The following is an 18,561-nucleotide window of genomic DNA, read 5'->3' as shown; positions in this document are numbered from 1 at the left end:
TTGCGGAGTTACTATTTTATCGGATACCATCCGTATATTAATAATAAGGAATGAATAATTACGGAAACGAACACGGATAGCTCCCTTTCTTTCAATAGAAACGGCAAACGATTGCACAAAACTCCAGTAATTAAAAATCCAGTAATTAAAAATCCTCTTCTTCTTTGCAAATATATTAAAACAATCACTACAAATGTGTTCCACAAATAGAAGTATACCATTTAATCTATTACAATAAAATGCAGAAATACATGATAAAAAGGACCAAAATAGGTCCTATTTTAAAATAAGTTTAAACATCCATTTTTGGAGGTTCTTCCAACCATCCTCTTGAAATCATGAGTGAAACACCTTCTCTCATGTATTCATAAGTATCTTTACCGTAAATCCCAAATTTCAAGCTCAGATCTTTACGCATACTAAATCCTGTACCAAAGCCTTCTCCACCGATACTAAAATTACTTAATAGATATGTACAATACATCATAAGCTTATCCGAAAAAGGGGGAACATTTGAATTTGTTGTCGTTCCACCAGATGGAATTTTAGGCTGAATATCGTTTTGGAGAAGAATTCCTTCCGTTTCCTTTATCATTTCCTTTGAAAGCTCTTTTCCTTTTAAAAAGTACTTTCTCACCTCTTCATCTTTAGCACATTTAGAAAAGCCGTCCATTAGTTTCATGCCGATCACATTTGTTTCAATCCCATGATATAAAATCCCAAACTCAACAACTGTTAAAGGTCTTTTATCTCCAAATAAATTGGATCCCTTTATGTAACTCTTATCTGATACAAAACTATTCGACTTAGGCAAATTCACCGTTATTGGTTTTTGAATAATTCCTTCATCCAAAAGAAAATCAGTGAATTTTGCAAAATAGGTTTGCGAAAGATCACTAAGATCTCTATAAAGTTTAATAATGTCTTTTCTGTATGACAGTATTGTATGTAAAGTGTACATCCCTAAGCTTATTTCTTTTAATATACGGCTGAACATAATTTCAAAGCCCTCACCAAACAATGCAGGTGCTTCTAAATTGATATCTTCGCTAGTAAATGCAACAGGAACTACAGTCCCTTCATTTTGAATAATTTCTTTCATTTCTATTACCTTTGAGTTAAGTTTTTCATGTAGCTCTGTTAACAGCTGTTTTGCCTTTTTATTATCAGATGTTTGAATAAAATGCTCCAAGATTCTTAAAATCATTGTTTTTTTATGGTACGTCACCCATAATGCACCAAATTCTGAAGCGCCTATTTTTGATTTATTATGCATTAAAAAAACCTCCCAATTTACAAAACACTTTGTATAGTTTGCAATTTTTTATACATAAATATACAAATTTCTTCATAATCCACGCTTCTATCTGATATCAAGATTCATTCGGAACATTATAGGGAATAGTAAGAAAAACAAATAGGAGGGATAAACATTGACACAGCGACCAGATTACATAAAATGTACATGCATGAACGAATATGATCCACTTAAAAAGGTTGTACTTTGTCCACCTGATTTTATGACGATTAAGGAACCGATTAATGAAACACAAAAACAATATTTGAAAGAAAATATAGATACAGATTTAGCTAAAAAGCAGCATCAAGTATTAGTGCAGACTCTCCGAGATCTTGGAATAGAGGTTCATTTGTTAACACCTAATCAAGAATTTCCGGAGCAGGTGTTTACTCGTGACATTGGATTTACATTAGGGAAACAGGTTTTTGTTGCGGATATGGCACACGATTTACGTATTGGAGAGGAAAAAGAATTTATATCTTACCTTGAGAAAGAAGAAATTACATATACAAACCTTGTTGGGGATATGATTGAGGGTGGAGATGTTTTTATTGATGGAAATACGATTTATGTTGGTGTTAGTAATCGAACAAATAAAGATGCCATTGGGCATTTACAAACTCTATTGCCAACATATGATGTTATTGATATTCCTTTTACAGATAAATATCTGCACCTTGATTGTGTATTTAATATTATCTCCCCAAATGAGGCCTTGATTTTTCCCGGTGAAATGGATAAAGACAAACATGATTTACTAGCTTCACGATATGATCTAATTGAAGTTTCGGAGGAAGAACAAGCAACATTAGGAACCAATATATTGTCTATTGGTAATAAACGGATATTAAGCTTACCTATTAATAAAGGAGTGAACGAAAAGCTTAGAGAGCGAGGGTATGAGATTATTGAAGTTGATATTACGGAGATCATTAAATCAGGTGGGGCATTTAGGTGTTGTACATTACCTTTGTTAAGAGGTTAAAAGTAAGGGCAGTCATATGTGAGGTGACTGCCCTTTGTCATCTTAAAAATCAAAATTATCCGGATCAGGTCCTACCCGCTTATTTTCATTTAAAGAATTTATCTTTTCCATATCCTCTTTTGTTAACTCAAAATCAAAGATAGATGCATTTTCTACAATTCTATGTTCCTTTGTTGATTTAGGTATCGTGATGACACCATTTTGCAAATCCCAACGCAAAATAATTTGTGCAATTGATTTTTGATATTTAACAGCAACACTTTGTAATGTATCGTTGTCCAATAATTCACCTTGCATTAGTGGTGACCAGGCTTCAAGTTGTATTTCGTGCTCTTGGCAAAATTCTTGGAGTTCTTTTTGTGTTAATCGTGGGTGGAACTCTACTTGATTAATCATCGGTTTAATTTCGGCACTCTTCATTAAATCTTCAAGATGATGAATTTGAAAGTTACTTACGCCGATTGCTTTAACCTTTCCTTGTTTATAAAGAGTTTCTAATGCTCTCCATGCATCCTTATATTTCCCTTCAACAGGCCAGTGAATAAGATACAAGTCTAAATAATCTAAGCCTAACTTTTGTAAGCTGTTTTCAAAGGCATTTAACGTTAACTCATACCCTAGATCTGCATTCCAAACTTTTGAGGTAACAAATAAATCTTCTCTGGAAATAGCTGAATCCTTAAGCCCCTCACGAATGCCTTCTCCAACCCCCTCTTCATTTTCGTAAATTGCTGCTGTGTCAATACTTCTGTATCCATGTTTAATAGCAGCTTTTAGTGTATCCACTAAATCTGGACCTTCCACTACTTTAAATACGCCGATGCCAAGCCAAGGCATTTTTACTCCATTATTCAAAGTTGTCGTTTCTTGTAAACCATTTATCATAAAAATTCCTCCAATATTATTATTTATCCCACCCATTCCGCCCATTTAAAAACTAATTCAATTATCTCTTCTTTCCAACAAACGACTCCAACCCGTTAGAATAACAGCACCCATTACCATTAGCCCGCCAATCCAAGCCGTATGAATCAACCCGATGGAATCAGTTATAATTCCACCTATATAAGATCCGATCGCAATACCGGCATTAAATGCGGCAATATTTATAGCAGATGCGACATCTACTGCACTTGGCACAAATCGTTCTGCCAGTGTGACAACATGCACTTGTAGACCTGGAACATTCATAAAGGCAAGAAGACCCATAAAAATAATTGTGATTAATCCTGCAATTTTGAAAGGTGCAGTAAATGTTAGAACAATAAGAACAATTGCCTGGACAATAAACATATAAAACAACGCCTTAAGAGGGTTTCGATTTGCTAGTTTTCCTCCCATGACATTACCAATTGCAATAGCAATTCCATAAACAAGTAAGATGATGGAAACTACACCTTCTTTAAATCCTGTCACATGTTGAAGCAATGGTGAAAGATACGTGAAGACAACAAATGTCCCACCATAACCTAATGCAGTTACACTAAATAAAAGTAAGAGACGTCCATTTGAAAGGAGTTTGAATTGATCTTTAAATGTTGTCTTTGCTCCCTTCGGCAAGTCAGATGGGACAAGGATACTATTCGCAATGAACGCGATGACCCCAACCACAATGATGCTTACAAATGCTGCTCTCCATCCAAATTGCTGACCAATAAATGTTCCAAGAGGTACCCCGGTTACTGTTGCAACCGTAAGTCCTGTAAACATAATGGATATAGCACTTGCCCGTTTATTTTCAGGTACTAAGTTAGCAGCAATCGTTGAACCAATTGACATAAAAACACCATGTGATAAAGCTGAAAGAACTCGAGCTGCAAGTAATATCTCTACAGTTGTTGCACTCGCAGCAATTGTATTACCGGCGATGAAAACAATCATGATCCATAGCAGTAACGTTTTTCGAGACATACTTGATGTTAATGATGTTAAAATCGGTGCTCCAAACGTAACACCTAAGGCATATAATGATACCGTCAAACCTGCTGTTGTCACAGGTATGTGTAAATCCTCTGAAATGAGGGGCAATAGCCCTACACTTATAAATTCAGTTGTTCCTATCGCGAAAGCACTGACTGCTAATGCCAGCAATGCGAATGTACTTTTTTTATCTATAGACATTGTGTCTCCTCCTTAAATTGAAATGTTTGTATGACTCACCTTCTGCATGCAGACGATAAAATGAATGGTGAAAATCAATCGGCAAATGTTATTATGAGATATACAATTCAACTTGAGAAGAACGCACTTTTTAGTACGATAGGTACCATTAAGTGATATAGGTACTTTTTTGTACCTATTAATTATGGAGGAAACTATGCAAAAGAAAAAATACAATATCGCGGTTGAAGCAACTTTAGAAGTAATCGGCGGAAAGTGGAAGTGTGTCATTCTGTGTCATCTAACTCATGGAAAAAAGCGGACAAGTGAATTAAAACGATTAATGCCTAATATCACTCAAAAAATGTTAACTCAGCAATTACGTGAACTAGAGGAAGATGGTGTGATTAATCGTATTGTTTATCATGAAATACCACCAAAGGTAGAATATGAATTAAGCGAATATGGAAAAAGTCTGGAACAAATTTTAAATGCCTTATGTGCTTGGGGAGAAAGTCATTTAACACAAGTATATGGTGATAAAAATGAGGTTTTAGAAGAAAGCATTCTTAATACTAAGTAAAAAAAGAATCCCCAAGCCTTTTGGGGCTAGGGGATTTATATAAATACCGCTCCATATCCCATCGCAGCAACTATAACGATAGCTGGATGGACCTTTAATTTTTCTAATAAGAAAAAGCTTGCCACAACAAGAAACAAGGTTTGCCAGATTCCTGTGTCCTGATAGGATGTGAAGAAAAAGCCGTAGGCCATCACTCCGAGTAAGACTGCAATCGTTGGACGAATAAACGTTGTCATTCGCTTTACCTTAGGAGAATCTTTGAATTTATATAAAAATCCTAATAAGACAATCATTAAAATAAGTGAAGGTGCTACAGTTGCAAAAATTCCAACTAAGCTTCCTAGTATTCCGCCCTGCTCATAGCCTATATAGCCAGCCATTTTTGTTGCAATTGGGCCAGGCAAAGCATTCCCTAATGCGAGGACCTCACTAAACTCGTTAACATCCATCCATCCATAGCGGTCAACCACTTCATTTTCGACTAGTGGAATTGATGCGGGTCCACCACCATACCCTAAAATACCAGGGATAAAAAAGGCGAGAAATATCTCCCAATAAATCACGAAGCATTCCCCCTTTCTACGTTGCGCTCTTCTTCAGGTTTCTTATCCTTTATCATGACAGCTGCAATCAATAATACAACGATTAAAATAGCTGGATGCAGTCCTAAAACCTCCATAAAAAGAAAACTGCCCCCTATAAATATTATAGCTTTTAACCAGCCCATTGAGGTTTGCGATTTTTTATAAAAGTCCCATGTTAATGTTGCCAGCATTACTCCCACAACAGGTACAACAGCAGCTGTCATTCCTTGAACCCAAGGATAATCTTTTATAGAAGAAATTGTTGTCAATAAAACAATCATTAAAATAATGGTTGGGAGAATGGTTGAAAGAGTAGCATTTATAAGACCAAAAACTCCCCCTACACGATACCCGATATAGCCGGCCATCTTCGTTGCAATGGGTCCCGGCAATGTATTTCCTAGTGCTAACACATCAGCAAACTCATCATCATTCATCCACTTATATTTATCCACTACTTCTTTATGAACAAGTGGAATTGATGACGGTCCTCCACCATACCCTAACATCCCCACTCGAAAAAACGCTAAAAATAATTGGAGGTGTTTCATTTCTTCTCACCCTTTTTTTATATAATGTCATTCTTGGCGCACTATAACTAGATATTTAGTATCCCCCTCTCCCTATAAATTGCGCCCCTACAATAGGTATGGATCTAATTACTAATTTATGCGGATATTTTTTCGTTTGTTAATCTATATTGTTACGATAACTTACAAACGAAAGTTTATTTGGTTATTTACGATTATATAGGATAACTCCCGCCATTTCTATACATTTTTCTGAAAAATAAAAAGAGAATGCAGATGGAATTATATTTCCTGCATTCTCCACTTTTTTGTACATTATAATTTCATGCCACTTCTGCTTTTAAAGCGTCTAAGTAAAATATGGCTTTCAACTCTTGTGATTCCTTCCAGTGCATATAATTCATTGTTGATAAACTTCTCTAACGCCTCGAAATCATCAACTAATACATGCATATGTAATGTACTGGGTCCAGTCATTTGATAACAGCTGGATACACATGGATTGTCCGCAAGTTTTTGTGCAACTTCAACCAAATAGGCTGGTTCACAATCAACTTCAAAAAACGCCGAAACATTTTTCCCCATTTTCTCAGAATTGATCACAACACTAAATTTTTCAATCACGTCATGTTTAATCAGTTGATTCACTCTTTCCCGGACAGAAACTCTAGATAGATCAAGTTCCTTTCCTATATCTGAATAAGACATTCTGCCATTTATCGTGAGAAGCTCTAGTATCTTTCTATCAATATGATCTATTTTCACTAAAAACCCATCCTTTGAGCATTATATAGTTTAAGTATAATGATAAAAGGAAAGAGATAAAAGCGAAACATCAAGAAAACGAAGGAAAAGGTATCTAAAAAGAAGCATATAAAAAAGTGAAAGGACTTATCTTTCGAATTTATCTTCGATTATGCAGGTTTATCTTCGATTTTTAAAATTTATCTACGATTCCTCAGAATTTATCTTCGATTATCAAGATTTATCTACTATTAGACATTTTACGACACAAATTACCTCCCAACCGCAGCTCCATCACTTCTCGGATCAACTCCACCGTGTACGAAGCCTTGGTCATCAATCAGAATCGCATTTGCATGACCCATAATTCCATTGAAATCTTCCACTTTATTGACGGCATGACCAGCTTTTGATAATTGTTCCAGTACATTTAGGTTTACACGACCTTCAATTTTTAATTCTTGTGTTTGCTGTCCCCATGTTCTTCCCCATACAAATCTTGGGGCGCTAATAGCTGATTGAGGATCCATTCCGTAATCAATCATTCTTGTGAGAATAGCCGTTTGAGTTTGCGGCTGTCCTTCTCCTCCTTGTGTTCCATAAATAATTCGCGGTTTCCCTTCCTTTAATACCATTGCCGGCATTAAGGTATGAAATGATCTTTTCCCAGGTTCAAGACAGTTCACATGAGTCGGATCTAAGGAGAAAAAAGAACCTCTGTTTTGCATGACTATACCTGTATCACCTGCCGCAACTCCTGAGCCAAATTCAAAATAAAGACTTTGAATAAAGGATACCGCATTTCCTTCCTCATCAATAACTGCCGCATGGGCTGTATCACTGCCAACTGGTTCGGTTTTAATATCCCGTGCGCTGTCAAATTGGATTTCTTCAGCCATTTCTTTTCCGTAAGATTTGCTTAATAACCTATCTAATGGGATATCATAAAATTGTGGATCTGTTAGATGTTTGTTACGGTCCTGAAAGCTTCTTTTTAATGCTTCAACTAATACATGATAATAACGGTAAGAACCTTCTTCAATTAAGGAGAAATCAAAATTTTCTAAAATATTCAGGGCCATTAACCCGACAAACCCTTGTGAATTTGGAGGTGCTTGATAAACGTCATAACCCCGGTAGGTGGTAGTGATTGGATCTGTCCACTCTCCATAATGGTTTGAAAAATCCTCTAAGGTTAAACGACTGCCCTTGTCTTTTAAATTTGAAACAATTCGTTCTGCCAGCTTTCCTTTATAAAAATCATCTCTACCATTTTCAGCTAATTTTTTTAATGTGCGTGATAAGTCTGTTTGGATAAATCGTTGATATACTTTAGGAATCTCTTGATTCGGTAAGAATATTCTTGCCATATCTTCATCTTCCTTCAATATATCTGCTCTCTTTACTGTGTTTTCATGTTGATCAGGCGAAAGCGGGAATCCTTTTTCAGCATACTCGATTGCCGGTCGTAATACTTCCTCTAACGTTAACTTGCCATATTCCTTTAAAACAGCGTCCCAACTATCCACCATTCCTGGAACTGTAATCGCACTGTCGATTCCTCTAGTTGGTATTGCCTCTTGCCCTTCATATACTTCACGAGTAAGGTTTATTCCAGTTCGACCACTTCCATTATAAACTCTCACTTTCTCTTCACCCTTACTGTATGTAACCCAAAATGAATCTCCTCCAATACCAGTCATGTGAGGGTACACAACAGCAAGACAAGCACTCACCGCTACAGCTGCATCAAATGCATTCCCTCCTCTTTCTAAGATGATGTTACCTGCTTGTGATGCTAAATAATGCGGACTAACGACCATTGACTTTGACCCTACTATTGTTTTGTTCATTTTTTATTCCTCCTGAAAAAAGTTTCAACCATTATAGCAATATTTCAATTATCAAAAGTGATTTATTGTTAGATAATCTACCAAGCTTTCAAAATGTTAAAGCTTTTGTTTTTTATATATCAACATAAAACTCTACGTACATATAAGGGTACATAGTGGATATTATGTTTTATCACTTTAGTCCATTACAAAAAACCATGTCAGAATTCATAACAAACTAAGTGATTGTGCCTTTAACCCATGTTTTAATAGTTCATAAATCAACAACTAACAAACGAAAGGAGAGAAGATTAATTAATTAACTTTTAGTTACTATATCATCTCGTTAACTACGAAACGAATTATGAGGGGAGATTATCTTGCAAAATAAACTAGTTTATTTTTTACTAACACTCATGTTCGTGTTTGTTATATCCGGATGTGGAAGTGCAACTTCTTCTAGTTCTGAAGCAACAACAACTGCATCTAATGAAGCTTTTCCTACTAAACCAGTAAAACTTGTGATTCCTTATCCACCAGGTGGTGGAACTGATGTCTTGTTTCGTTTAGTTGCACAATATGCTGAAAAACATTTAGGTCAAACAATTGTTCCAACAAATATGGCTGGTGCTACAGCAACAGTTGGGTCTCGCTTCGTGAAAGATGCTGAGCCTGATGGGTACACAATTCTGGGCATTCACCAAGTAGCTGCAACTGCACAGCACACAGGTGTAGTGGACTACGGCTTCTCTGCATTTGATCCTGTCATGATGATGACTTCTACTCCTCATATTCCATCTGTCAGCAAGAAGTTCAGTGAAGAAAACAATATTAAAACGATTAATGACTTTATTGATTATGTTAAAGCAGGAAATAAAGTAAATTGGGCTTATACAGTTGGTTCTGAAGATCACTTTACGATTGCAGCATTACTGGATGCTGCCGGTGTAGATCCAACAACGTTAAACTATGTAAACTATGATGGTACGGGACCACAATATGCAGCTGTTCTAGCAAATCAAGTTGATGGAATGACGGGTGATTATGCATCTGGTAAAGGCTACATTGAAGATGGAAGTTTAGTTCCACTTGGAATGGTGTTTGGTGATAGAAACCCATTTTTACCAGATGTACCAACGTTAAAAGAGCAAGGTATTGATTTTTCAGTAACTGTTGATCGCGGTATTCTTGCCCCTAAAGGTACTCCACCTGAGCATGTAAAAATTATTGCAGATGCATTCCAAAAAGCTTTAGAAGATCCTGAATTACAAAAGAAAATTGAAGAATTAGGTAGTTTCCCTAATTTCAAAAATACTGAAGATTACTCAAAACACATAGAAGAACTGGACGCTAAGATGGAAACATTGGCTCCAAAAATGAAATTTTAAAACAAGGTGTGATAGATAATGGTTGATCGGATCTTTGCAATCTTCATTTTACTTGTTGGAGGAGTATTCTTTATTGAGTCAAACAAGTTTTCTGAAAAATCAGGGGTGCAGACATTTGCTCCCTCTTTTTTCCCAAGAGTGATTATCATCTTGATGATGATCTTAGCAATTACTCTCTTGATTAAAAGCTTCTTCTCAAAACAAGAAAAAAACTCTTTATTTTCAAATTTGAAATTATATATTTTTGAACATTATCGGGTTATCGCTATTTTGGGATTATTTTTTGTCTTTACCATGCTAATTCCGTTTATCGGATTTTTATTTAGCTCCATGATTTTCATGTTCTTTGCAACTGTTATACTCCGCCCCTTCAAACTTAGATTTATGGCAACAAATATCATCTTGTCTCTCACATTGCCATTCATTGTTCAATGGGTGTTTCAAAACATCCTAAATATTTATTTACCTTAATGGAGTGATGTTTATGGATTTATCGATGGTTTTAACCGCATTTCAAGAAGTTCTACACCCAACGATGCTTCTCTATATTGTGATTGGTGTTTTCTTCGGCATTGTTGCAGGAGCGATTCCTGGCTTTACTTTCACGATGGCTTTAATTCTCGCCTTTCCATTTACTTTTGGAATGGAACCAATTCAAGGGCTCGCCTTAATGATCGGAATATATATCGGTGGGCTTTCAGGCGGGCTGATTTCATCTATATTGCTTGGTATACCCGGTACACCCTCTTCTGTTGTAACCACCTTTGATGGGTATCCGATGACAAAAAATGGTGAGGCACCCCGAGCATTAGGTATCGGTATTTTATCTTCAGTTATTGGTACATTTATCGGTGCCATTATTCTTTTTCTATTAGGACCTATTATTGCTGAAGGAAGTCTATTATTCGGTCCTTGGGAAATTTTTTCCTTGGTTGTTTTTGCTTTAACATTAATTGCTGGATTAAGTGGTAAATCTATGATTAAAGGTTTAATAGCAGGCTGTCTTGGCCTTTTGATTGGAACAATTGGAATATCGCCAAGTGGCACGCTGCGTTTTGATTTCGGCATGCCTGAGCTTTCATCAGGATTTTCAGCTTTACCTGTTTTAATTGGTTTATTTGCTGTTTCACAGCTATTAACAAATGTGGAAGAATTAAAACAAAAGCTAACAACACAAGATACATCTGCTTTAAAGCAAAAGGTACGTATTCCTTATCGAAAAGTATTCACGGATCTATATAAGGATAAATGGAATGCACTTAGATCTTCTTTGATTGGTTGTTTTATAGGCTGTTTACCTGCGGCCGGTGCAGAATCTGCAAACTTTATTAGCTATGATCAAGCAAAAAAGTTTTCTAAACACAAAGATCAATATGGAAGTGGACATCCAGGAGGTATCATTGCTTCTGAAACTTCAAATAATGCAGTCGCTGGAGGGGCATTTATCCCAACAATTACATTAGGTATACCTGGTGATGTTGCACAAGCTATTATGATCGGTGCTCTCATTTTACACGGCATTAATCCTGGTCCGGCGCTTTTTTCTCAACAACCCGTTTTAGTGAACTCAATCTACGTTATAATTATTTTTAGTGGTATTGCTGTATTCTTTATTCAAACACTGTTATTGCCGCTTTTCACTAGAATAACCTTTATTCCAAAATCATTACTCGTACCTAGTATTTTAGTACTCAGTTCAGTCGGGGCTTTTGCTCTTAATAATCAAATGTTTGATATATGGCTTGTCCTGCTTTTTGGACTAATCAGGTTTTTTCTTTCAAAAAATCGATATTCCCTTATCTCCTATTATTTTAGGACTCATCTTAGGTCCAACCTTAGAGAAAGAAATGACTAGGGCTTTTCAAATGGATACAAGCTTCCTGCCCTTTTTCACAAGACCTATATCACTGATTTTTCTAATTCTGGCTGTCATATCAATTGTGTTCACACTCTATCAGATGAGAAAAAAACAACACAAGAGTGAAATGAATCAGAGGTTAGATGATAACAATCTACAAAACAAAATCATTTAATTCATTACCATACAAAACCCCTTTCTCTTATGAAAAAAGGGGTTTTGTAGTTAACAAATTAACGAACAAGTTCACTTCCAACCGGCTTCACCCAACACCCATTCGGAATACCATCCATTACCCTACCATTCTCATAAACCACATTCCCTCTATTAATTGTTCCCGTTATCTCACATGGAAATGTATGACCTAAATAAAGACTTTCTTTATGTTTCGCATAAAAATTATCTTCAGTAACAGTAAATGATTTATCCAAAGTGACAATAGCAAAGTCTGCATCTTTCCCTTCTTTTATTTGACCTTTTCGATCGGAAAGCCCAAAACGTTCAGCTGGATTTTGCGCTGTCCATTTTGCTACTAATTCAAATGGAATATTGTATTTTACAGCCAACTCAATCATTGACATAAGAGTAAACTGACCACCACTAATCCCTCCCCACGCTTCGAATAAATTATGAACCTTAGGATCCTTTAATTCATAAGGACATGGTGAATGGTCTGACGAGATCATATCGAATTTTTGATTGATTAATAGATTAATTAATTTTTCTTGTTCCTCTTTTTCACGGAGAGGTGGTGCACATTTAGCGATTGTTCCTCGATCTCTTAAATCTTGATGGTTAAAAAGCAGATAATGCGTGCAAGTTTCAACTGTTATATTTAAGCCTATTGATTTGGCTTGCTGAATGATTTCTAATGCTTCTGCTGAGCTTATGTGAACAAAATGAAGAGGACAGCCCGTGATCATAGAGTAGTAAATTGCTCGTTGTACTGCTTCGACCTCAGCCATAATTGGGCGTGTTTCCAAATAATCATCTGCAGTAAACTTTCCTTCTTTTTCTTTCTCTTCTTTCAACCAATTGGTTATCGCAGCACTTTCCGAGTGAAGAGCCAAGACCTTACCTCGCTTCGCAATCTGCTTCATTCCATTTAATAAAGTGATTTCATCCACTGCTTCGAATTCCTTGTTACCAGTTGTTGAAAGAAATGCTTTAAACCCGATTACTCCTGATTCCGCTAAAGCTCCCAGATCATCTTCATTCCCCGGAACAAGTCCTCCCCATAGACTAAAATCTACTAAAGACTTTTCATTGCCAAGGTTTGCTTTTTCAAATAGTGCCTCCTCAGTTACAGTAGAAGGAATACCATTTAACGGCATATCGAAATATGTTGTACAACCGCCGGCAGCCATCATTTGTGAGCCTGTGTGGAATCCTTCCCAATGCTCTCTGCCAGGCTCACTAAAATGCACATGAACATCAATCATTCCCGGAAAGACATATTGATTTGATGCATCCCATGTATTTTTCGATTCATTCAATAGATTCTTGCCAAGAATATGAATCCGTCCATCTTTAATTCCTATATCAACTTGTTCTAAACCAGTTGGTAGAACTGCAATTCCATTTTTGATCATGAGGTCCATTTTTTCCATCTAAACAACTCCCTTTACATTTTTTCGCTTGTAATCATCCATTCCACTGTATGACTTGAGCGAATATTAAGAAAATTATCGCGACAGCAAACCATATTGAAAATAACGGCAGGAAGAATCGTACCCATTTTTGCCATGAAACTCCTGCTAAAACAAGTGTTGCCATGAAATATCCAGAAGTAGGATACAAAATATTACCGATACCATCTCCAAATTGATAGGCTAAGACAGCTGTTTGTCTTGTAACCCCAATTAAATCTGACAACGGAGCCATTATTGGCATCGTCACTAATGCTTGACCACTCCCGGAAGGTACTAAGAAATTAAATAACATTTGCACAATAAACATACCGATTGCACTAAAAACAGCCGGGAATTCACCTACAACGGTACCTAGGCTATTAACAATGGTATCCATTACTAAACCATCTTCCATTACTACAGCTACTGCTCGGGCAACTCCGACAATGAATGCGCCTACTAACACTTCACGAAAACCTTCGTTAAATCCTTCACAAATCTCTGAAAATGTTAGCCCTGATGTACGTCCTACAACAATTCCCATGACAATGAACAGACCCGCCATTTCTAACATGAACCAACCTTGAGTAAGTACTCCGTATACTAATAATCCAAAAAATACCAGGAGGAGAACAGATGCAAATCTTTGCCTTGATGTAGCCTTGTACTCTTTAGACGCTGATTTAGTGTGGTACTGTGTTCTCTTCTCGGAATCTTCTTCATATACAAGGCTTGCCATTGGATTTTTCTTTATTTTTTGTGCATATCTAATAATGTAGACGACACCGATAAGAACAAATACAATAAAAGCTACTATTCTTAGTTCTAAACCAGAGAAAACTGGTAAACCAGACAATTTTTGTCCAAGTCCTGTGTTTATCGGATTAAGAAAACCAGTTGTAAATCCTGCAGTGGTAGCTATCAAGGCAATGGCCACAGCAACCATTGAATCATAGCCCAATGCGATCATTAACGGCAAAATAACAGGTACATAAACTAAACTTAGTTCCTGCGTTCCTATTAAACTACATACTGTCGCAAATAAGATAACTAACACAGGGATAACCATAACGCTTTTGGTTGAGAATCTCCTTGTGAGCTTATCTACACCAATTTCAATTAAACCTGTTTTTTTAATAACTGCAAATAAACCGCCAATAATAAATGTAAAGAATACAACTTCTCCAGCTGCTACTAAACCTCTAGGTATAGCAGTCATAAAATCAACTACTCCAATAGGTGACTGTTCCACAGCGTGATATGAATGAGGATCAATTGTTGTCCTACCCTCAGGACCAGGGATCCTCTCATAGACACCAGCTGGAATTAGGTAGGTAGCAATCGAAGCCAATGCAATAAAAATAAATAATATGACATAAATATGGGGCATAGTCATCTTATTTTTTAACTTTGGATGATGATTTAAATTAATTTTAGAACTTCTCTCTACAGACATATTATCCTCCTTTTCTCCCATTCATAAAATGCAACACCCAATGTAAACAAATATAACATATGAATAGTTTAATCGAGATACACCTTTAAATCATTAGAGGATTTGTTGTTTTTTCAATTTTATTTTGTATATTTTAACTAATTTTTCAAGACCATATTCAACACTTGATATAAAACCTCACATGAAAAAGAACAGTTGTGATGAAACAACTGTTCCTTCTTTCATTTTATTTACAACTATAAACTCGCAGCTCTCCTATCCCTTCAATCACGCATTCCACCACATCACCATCACTTATCAGAACAGAACCCGGCGTGCCAGTCATAATCACATCACCTGGATGCAAGGTCATAATTCGGGAGAAAAACGAAACAATCCACCAGGGTGAATACATCATGTTATCGACAATATTACTGTGACAAACCTTACCATTCAGTTTTGTCTCAACAGAGATTCCCCTCACATCTTTCACCTCATCTATCGTAGTTAGATAAGGTCCAAAGCTGAAAAATGTATCAAAGCTTTTAGCTCTTTGCATAAAGCGGGGATTTATAGCATGAATGTCCTTCGCAGTCATATCTAAGGAACTCGTAAATCCAGCAACCACTTTAGGAACTTCAGCTTCCTCCACATTTTTGCATGTTTTTCCTATTATGATCGCAAGCTCTGCTTCAGCTGTAACCTGATTTGATTGTTGTGGTAAAACGATATTCTCTTCAGGACCTATTAAACTACTATTCGGCTTCATGAAAATAACGGGTTCCTCTTCAGGTAATTTCCCAGATAATTCTATCGCCTTTTCTACGTAGTTCATACCAACTCCCCAGATCTTATTCGGATGACGGTATAGAGGGGCAAACGTAATACTTTCTAACGCCATTTGGTTCATTTCTTTTAGTTCTTTATATCCAACATGCTTATACCAGTTCGTAATTTGTGATAATTGATCATTTTTAAGAATGGATAGAATATCCTCACTCCAATTTTCTTTTACTCTTTTATTTATCTCTCTAATCAATATCACTTTTTCATCTACTAAGACGGCTGCTAATTCCTCATTATCAACTTTAATAGACGTTAGTTTCATTCCCCTCTCCCTCCAATAATATCGTTTACCCATTTTAATAAGTTTAGATCTTGGTGATGATTTGCAATAATTGATAATCCTATCGGTAAACCATCTACTTCAGCAAGAGGAAGTGTTACTTGTGGTAATCCCGCTAAACCAGCTATACAAGAGAGCTGCATCGTTTTCGCACGATACTGCTCTGCTTTTTCACCTTGCAAATTCAACAATGGTGCTGGTCCCGGTGCTGTCGGGATGACAATGACCCCATCTTCTTTCTGAAGAGTTGAAAGGGATTTTCGAATTTGCATTCGAAGCTTCTCTTGTTCTAAGCTTTCCTGAGGATTCAACGAACTCGTCCACCGGAATCTTTCATGTATTCCTGGACCAAAGACAGGATTTTCTTTTCGTATCCAATCACCATGTTCCTCCCAAATCTCTAATCCTTGCAAAATACGAAATGCACTCGACCATAAATCAAGTCCACTCTCTGATAATGTAATCCATTCACGCTGAGACATTTCTTTGATTACAGATGCAGCAGTTAATAATTCCCCTTCACATCGTTCATCTAATAATCCCCATGCTTCCTTACAAAAAAACACCTGTTTAAAAAGACCTTTTTCTTCTTGATCAGTAATTAAAGCCTTTCCAATTCGGTACAATAACTCTGAATCCTTTGACATCCATCCGACTGTATCAAAACTTTTCGCCAAGGGTATGACACCTTCAACAGGAACTACACCATGTGAAGGGCGGAATCCATAAATCCCACAATAGGATGAAGGTATTCTTACTGAACCACCCGTATCAGTACCTAAAGCAAAGTCACTTATTCCAGCTGAGACAGCAACAGCCGATCCACTTGAAGAGCCTCCCGGAATACGATTTGGAGCCTTCGGATTAACAGGTGTTCCATAATGAGCATTTTCTCCATTTAAGCTGTACATCAATTCATCTGTTTGTGTTGTCCCTTTCAATTTCGCCCCTTGACTAAGCAGCATTCTAATAACAGGTGCATGACATAATGATTCATGATGGGTTCTAAGCCAATCCGGGTTTCCTGCTCCACTTTTATAACCTTCTATAGAAAAGACATCCTTTACCGCAAACTCCAAACCATCCAACAGACCTGCTCCTGTTGGTTCAAATGTAATTTCTTCCTCAACAAACGCATTTAAGTGATTTTGCATAATAACAATCCCCCTCTATTACAAGATAGTATTGTGTAAACAAAAACCCCGAACCCGGGGCTATTTTGTCATTACATGAACAGACTCGTATACATCCAGCGCAGCTTGCAGTCCTTTCCCAAGGTTCAAATGTGCCCCATGACGTATTAAAACACCTTCAAGGGCTGACAAAACAAACAATACATTTTCTTTTCGGCAACTATATCCCATCGTCCCAATCCGCCAAATCTTTCCGTGAAGAGGACCGAACGAACTTGCAATTTCAATTCCAAATTGTTCAAGGAGCATTTTCCGAACAGATTCACCGTCAACTCCTATTGGAATTTGAACACATGTCACTACCGGAAGCTTCCAAGCAGCATCATTAAACAATTCTAGCCCCATCGCTTTAATGCCTTCTATGAGGGCTTTTTCATGAAGCTTGTGACGTTGAAAACGCGTTGTCAATCCTTCCTGCAGAACAATTCTTACCCCTTCTCGTAATGCATATAACATAGAGGTTGCTTCTGTATGATGATTTAACCGCCTAGGTCCCCAATAATCCTGCAGTTGACTTAGATCAAAATAATTACTTCTTATCGGCCGCCCGATACTATCATGATCATCTTCTGTCGCAATACCTTTTTCCACCCTTTTCCTTGAGGAAAGAATCTTTTCAATTCGTTCATTATATGTAATTGGCGCCATACCCGAAGGAACAGATAAACATTTCTGGGTACCTCCAATCACCGCATCAAGCTGCCATTCATCTACTTTCACATCAGTACCGCCAATTGTCGCAACAGCATCAACAATACATAGAACATCCAACTCACGGCAAGCTGGTCCAATTTGATCAAGAGGCTGCATACATCCTGTAGATGTTTCTCCATGGACAACGGCGAGAACCTTAGGCTTCACTCTTTTTATCTCATTTATGATCACTTGCTGATCGAAGACCTCCCCCCATTCGCAATGCATCGTATGGATTTCAGCTTCATTTCGCTCAGCAATTTCGGTTAATAAATGCCCAAACCTCCCAAAGATCGGAATTAACACTTTATCACCAGGCTCAATCACACTACTTAATACCGCTTCAATCCCAGAACGTGATGTTCCATCAATGGGAAATGCCCATTTATTTTTCGTTTGAAAAACCTCTCGAAGCATTTCCATCGTTTCATTCATCATGTCTGTAAAAGCCGGATCAAATTGTCCGAGAATTGGTGTGCTCATCACACGGAGCACCCTTGGGTCAACCTCAACTGGTCCCGGTGTCATAATCGTTCTTAACGGAGCATTCATTTCTTGATAAACTGTCAACTTACTCCC

General features: G+C 37.0%; 17 protein-coding genes. 5 read left to right on the top strand and 12 right to left on the bottom strand.

All coding sequences use genetic code 11. The features are described from left to right. Positions 1 to 292: 292 nt before the first annotated feature. Positions 293 to 1,276, bottom strand: coding sequence for a DUF3231 family protein (locus HWV59_RS08810; RefSeq protein ID WP_175638657.1), 984 nt, complete (start codon positions 1,274 to 1,276; stop codon positions 293 to 295). Positions 1,277 to 1,469: 193 nt separating this feature from the next. Here HWV59_RS08810 and HWV59_RS08805 point away from each other — a divergent pair, with 193 nt between their 5' ends. Beyond that, positions 1,470 to 2,285, top strand: a complete 816-nt coding sequence (locus HWV59_RS08805; protein WP_175640020.1) for a dimethylarginine dimethylaminohydrolase family protein — start codon at positions 1,470 to 1,472, stop codon at positions 2,283 to 2,285. Positions 2,286 to 2,327: 42 nt separating this feature from the next. On the opposite strand, the gene HWV59_RS08800 is transcribed toward HWV59_RS08805, so the two are convergent. Both HWV59_RS08800 and HWV59_RS08795 read right to left on the bottom strand, forming a co-directional pair. Then, positions 2,328 to 3,170 carry an aldo/keto reductase gene (locus HWV59_RS08800; protein WP_175638656.1) on the bottom strand — a complete coding sequence of 281 codons (843 nt, stop codon included), beginning with the start codon at positions 3,168 to 3,170 and terminating at the stop codon, positions 2,328 to 2,330. Positions 3,171 to 3,227: 57 nt separating this feature from the next. Next, complete coding sequence (locus tag HWV59_RS08795) at positions 3,228 to 4,406, bottom strand: MFS transporter (RefSeq protein ID WP_175638655.1); 1,179 nt, start codon at positions 4,404 to 4,406, stop codon at positions 3,228 to 3,230. A 196-nt stretch (positions 4,407 to 4,602) separates the two neighbouring features. Between HWV59_RS08795 and HWV59_RS08790 the strand changes: the two genes are divergently transcribed. Further along, positions 4,603 to 4,968, top strand: a complete 366-nt coding sequence (locus HWV59_RS08790) for a winged helix-turn-helix transcriptional regulator (protein WP_102232192.1) — start codon at positions 4,603 to 4,605, stop codon at positions 4,966 to 4,968. Positions 4,969 to 5,003: 35 nt separating this feature from the next. On the opposite strand, the gene HWV59_RS08785 is transcribed toward HWV59_RS08790, so the two are convergent. The 4 genes from HWV59_RS08785 to ggt form a co-directional block, all read right to left on the bottom strand. After that, positions 5,004 to 5,531 (bottom strand): chromate transporter, encoded by a 528-nt coding sequence (locus HWV59_RS08785; protein WP_102232191.1) that lies wholly within the window; start codon positions 5,529 to 5,531, stop codon positions 5,004 to 5,006. Beyond that, on the bottom strand, positions 5,528 to 6,103 hold the full coding sequence (locus HWV59_RS08780; protein WP_175638654.1) for a chromate transporter: 576 nt from the start codon (positions 6,101 to 6,103) through the stop codon (positions 5,528 to 5,530). The genes HWV59_RS08785 and HWV59_RS08780 overlap by 4 nt, the downstream gene beginning before the upstream one ends. Before the next feature lie 294 nt (positions 6,104 to 6,397). Then, the gene (locus HWV59_RS08775) at positions 6,398 to 6,847 is read right to left on the bottom strand and encodes an Lrp/AsnC family transcriptional regulator (RefSeq protein WP_102232189.1); all 450 of its coding nucleotides are present in this window, start codon (positions 6,845 to 6,847) and stop codon (positions 6,398 to 6,400) included. A 251-nt stretch (positions 6,848 to 7,098) separates the two neighbouring features. Next, on the bottom strand, positions 7,099 to 8,679 hold the full coding sequence (ggt, locus tag HWV59_RS08770) for a gamma-glutamyltransferase (RefSeq protein WP_175638653.1): 1,581 nt from the start codon (positions 8,677 to 8,679) through the stop codon (positions 7,099 to 7,101). A gap of 359 nt (positions 8,680 to 9,038) precedes the next feature. Between ggt and HWV59_RS08765 the strand changes: the two genes are divergently transcribed. From HWV59_RS08765 to HWV59_RS08755, 3 genes are read left to right on the top strand one after another with little or no spacing between them, the layout of a single operon-like run. Further along, on the top strand, positions 9,039 to 10,046 hold the full coding sequence (locus tag HWV59_RS08765) for a Bug family tripartite tricarboxylate transporter substrate binding protein (RefSeq protein ID WP_102232187.1): 1,008 nt from the start codon (positions 9,039 to 9,041) through the stop codon (positions 10,044 to 10,046). 18 nt (positions 10,047 to 10,064) lie between these two features. Further along, positions 10,065 to 10,517 carry a tripartite tricarboxylate transporter TctB family protein gene (locus HWV59_RS08760; RefSeq protein ID WP_175638652.1) on the top strand — a complete coding sequence of 151 codons (453 nt, stop codon included), beginning with the start codon at positions 10,065 to 10,067 and terminating at the stop codon, positions 10,515 to 10,517. 13 nt (positions 10,518 to 10,530) lie between these two features. Continuing rightward, entirely contained in the window at positions 10,531 to 11,901 is a 1,371-nt protein-coding gene (locus tag HWV59_RS08755) for a tripartite tricarboxylate transporter permease (protein WP_217708455.1), read from the top strand. A 236-nt stretch (positions 11,902 to 12,137) separates the two neighbouring features. On the opposite strand, the gene HWV59_RS08750 is transcribed toward HWV59_RS08755, so the two are convergent. The 5 genes from HWV59_RS08750 to HWV59_RS08730 all read right to left on the bottom strand — a co-directional run bounded on the left by HWV59_RS08750 (position 12,138) and on the right by HWV59_RS08730 (position 18,534). Beyond that, positions 12,138 to 13,514: an allantoinase gene (locus HWV59_RS08750; protein WP_175638651.1), complete on the bottom strand. Its 1,377-nt coding sequence runs from the start codon at positions 13,512 to 13,514 to the stop codon at positions 12,138 to 12,140. Positions 13,515 to 13,548: 34 nt separating this feature from the next. Beyond that, the gene (locus HWV59_RS08745) at positions 13,549 to 14,991 is read right to left on the bottom strand and encodes a YfcC family protein (protein WP_175638650.1); all 1,443 of its coding nucleotides are present in this window, start codon (positions 14,989 to 14,991) and stop codon (positions 13,549 to 13,551) included. A 226-nt stretch (positions 14,992 to 15,217) separates the two neighbouring features. After that, the gene (locus HWV59_RS08740; protein WP_175638649.1) at positions 15,218 to 16,078 is read right to left on the bottom strand and encodes a fumarylacetoacetate hydrolase family protein; all 861 of its coding nucleotides are present in this window, start codon (positions 16,076 to 16,078) and stop codon (positions 15,218 to 15,220) included. Next, the gene (locus tag HWV59_RS08735) at positions 16,075 to 17,250 is read right to left on the bottom strand and encodes an amidase (RefSeq protein ID WP_175638648.1); all 1,176 of its coding nucleotides are present in this window, start codon (positions 17,248 to 17,250) and stop codon (positions 16,075 to 16,077) included. Before HWV59_RS08735 ends, HWV59_RS08740 begins: the two co-directional genes overlap by 4 nt. A 60-nt stretch (positions 17,251 to 17,310) precedes the next feature. Further along, positions 17,311 to 18,534 carry a pyridoxal-phosphate-dependent aminotransferase family protein gene (locus HWV59_RS08730; RefSeq protein WP_407941626.1) on the bottom strand — a complete coding sequence of 408 codons (1,224 nt, stop codon included), beginning with the start codon at positions 18,532 to 18,534 and terminating at the stop codon, positions 17,311 to 17,313. Between the last annotated feature and the right edge of the window lie 27 nt (positions 18,535 to 18,561).

Origin of the sequence: Metabacillus schmidteae (genome assembly GCF_903166545.1) — a bacterium.
Classification (GTDB): Bacteria; Bacillota; Bacilli; order Bacillales; family Bacillaceae; genus Metabacillus; species Metabacillus schmidteae.
This window is presented reverse-complemented; position numbering and strand designations above follow the sequence as displayed.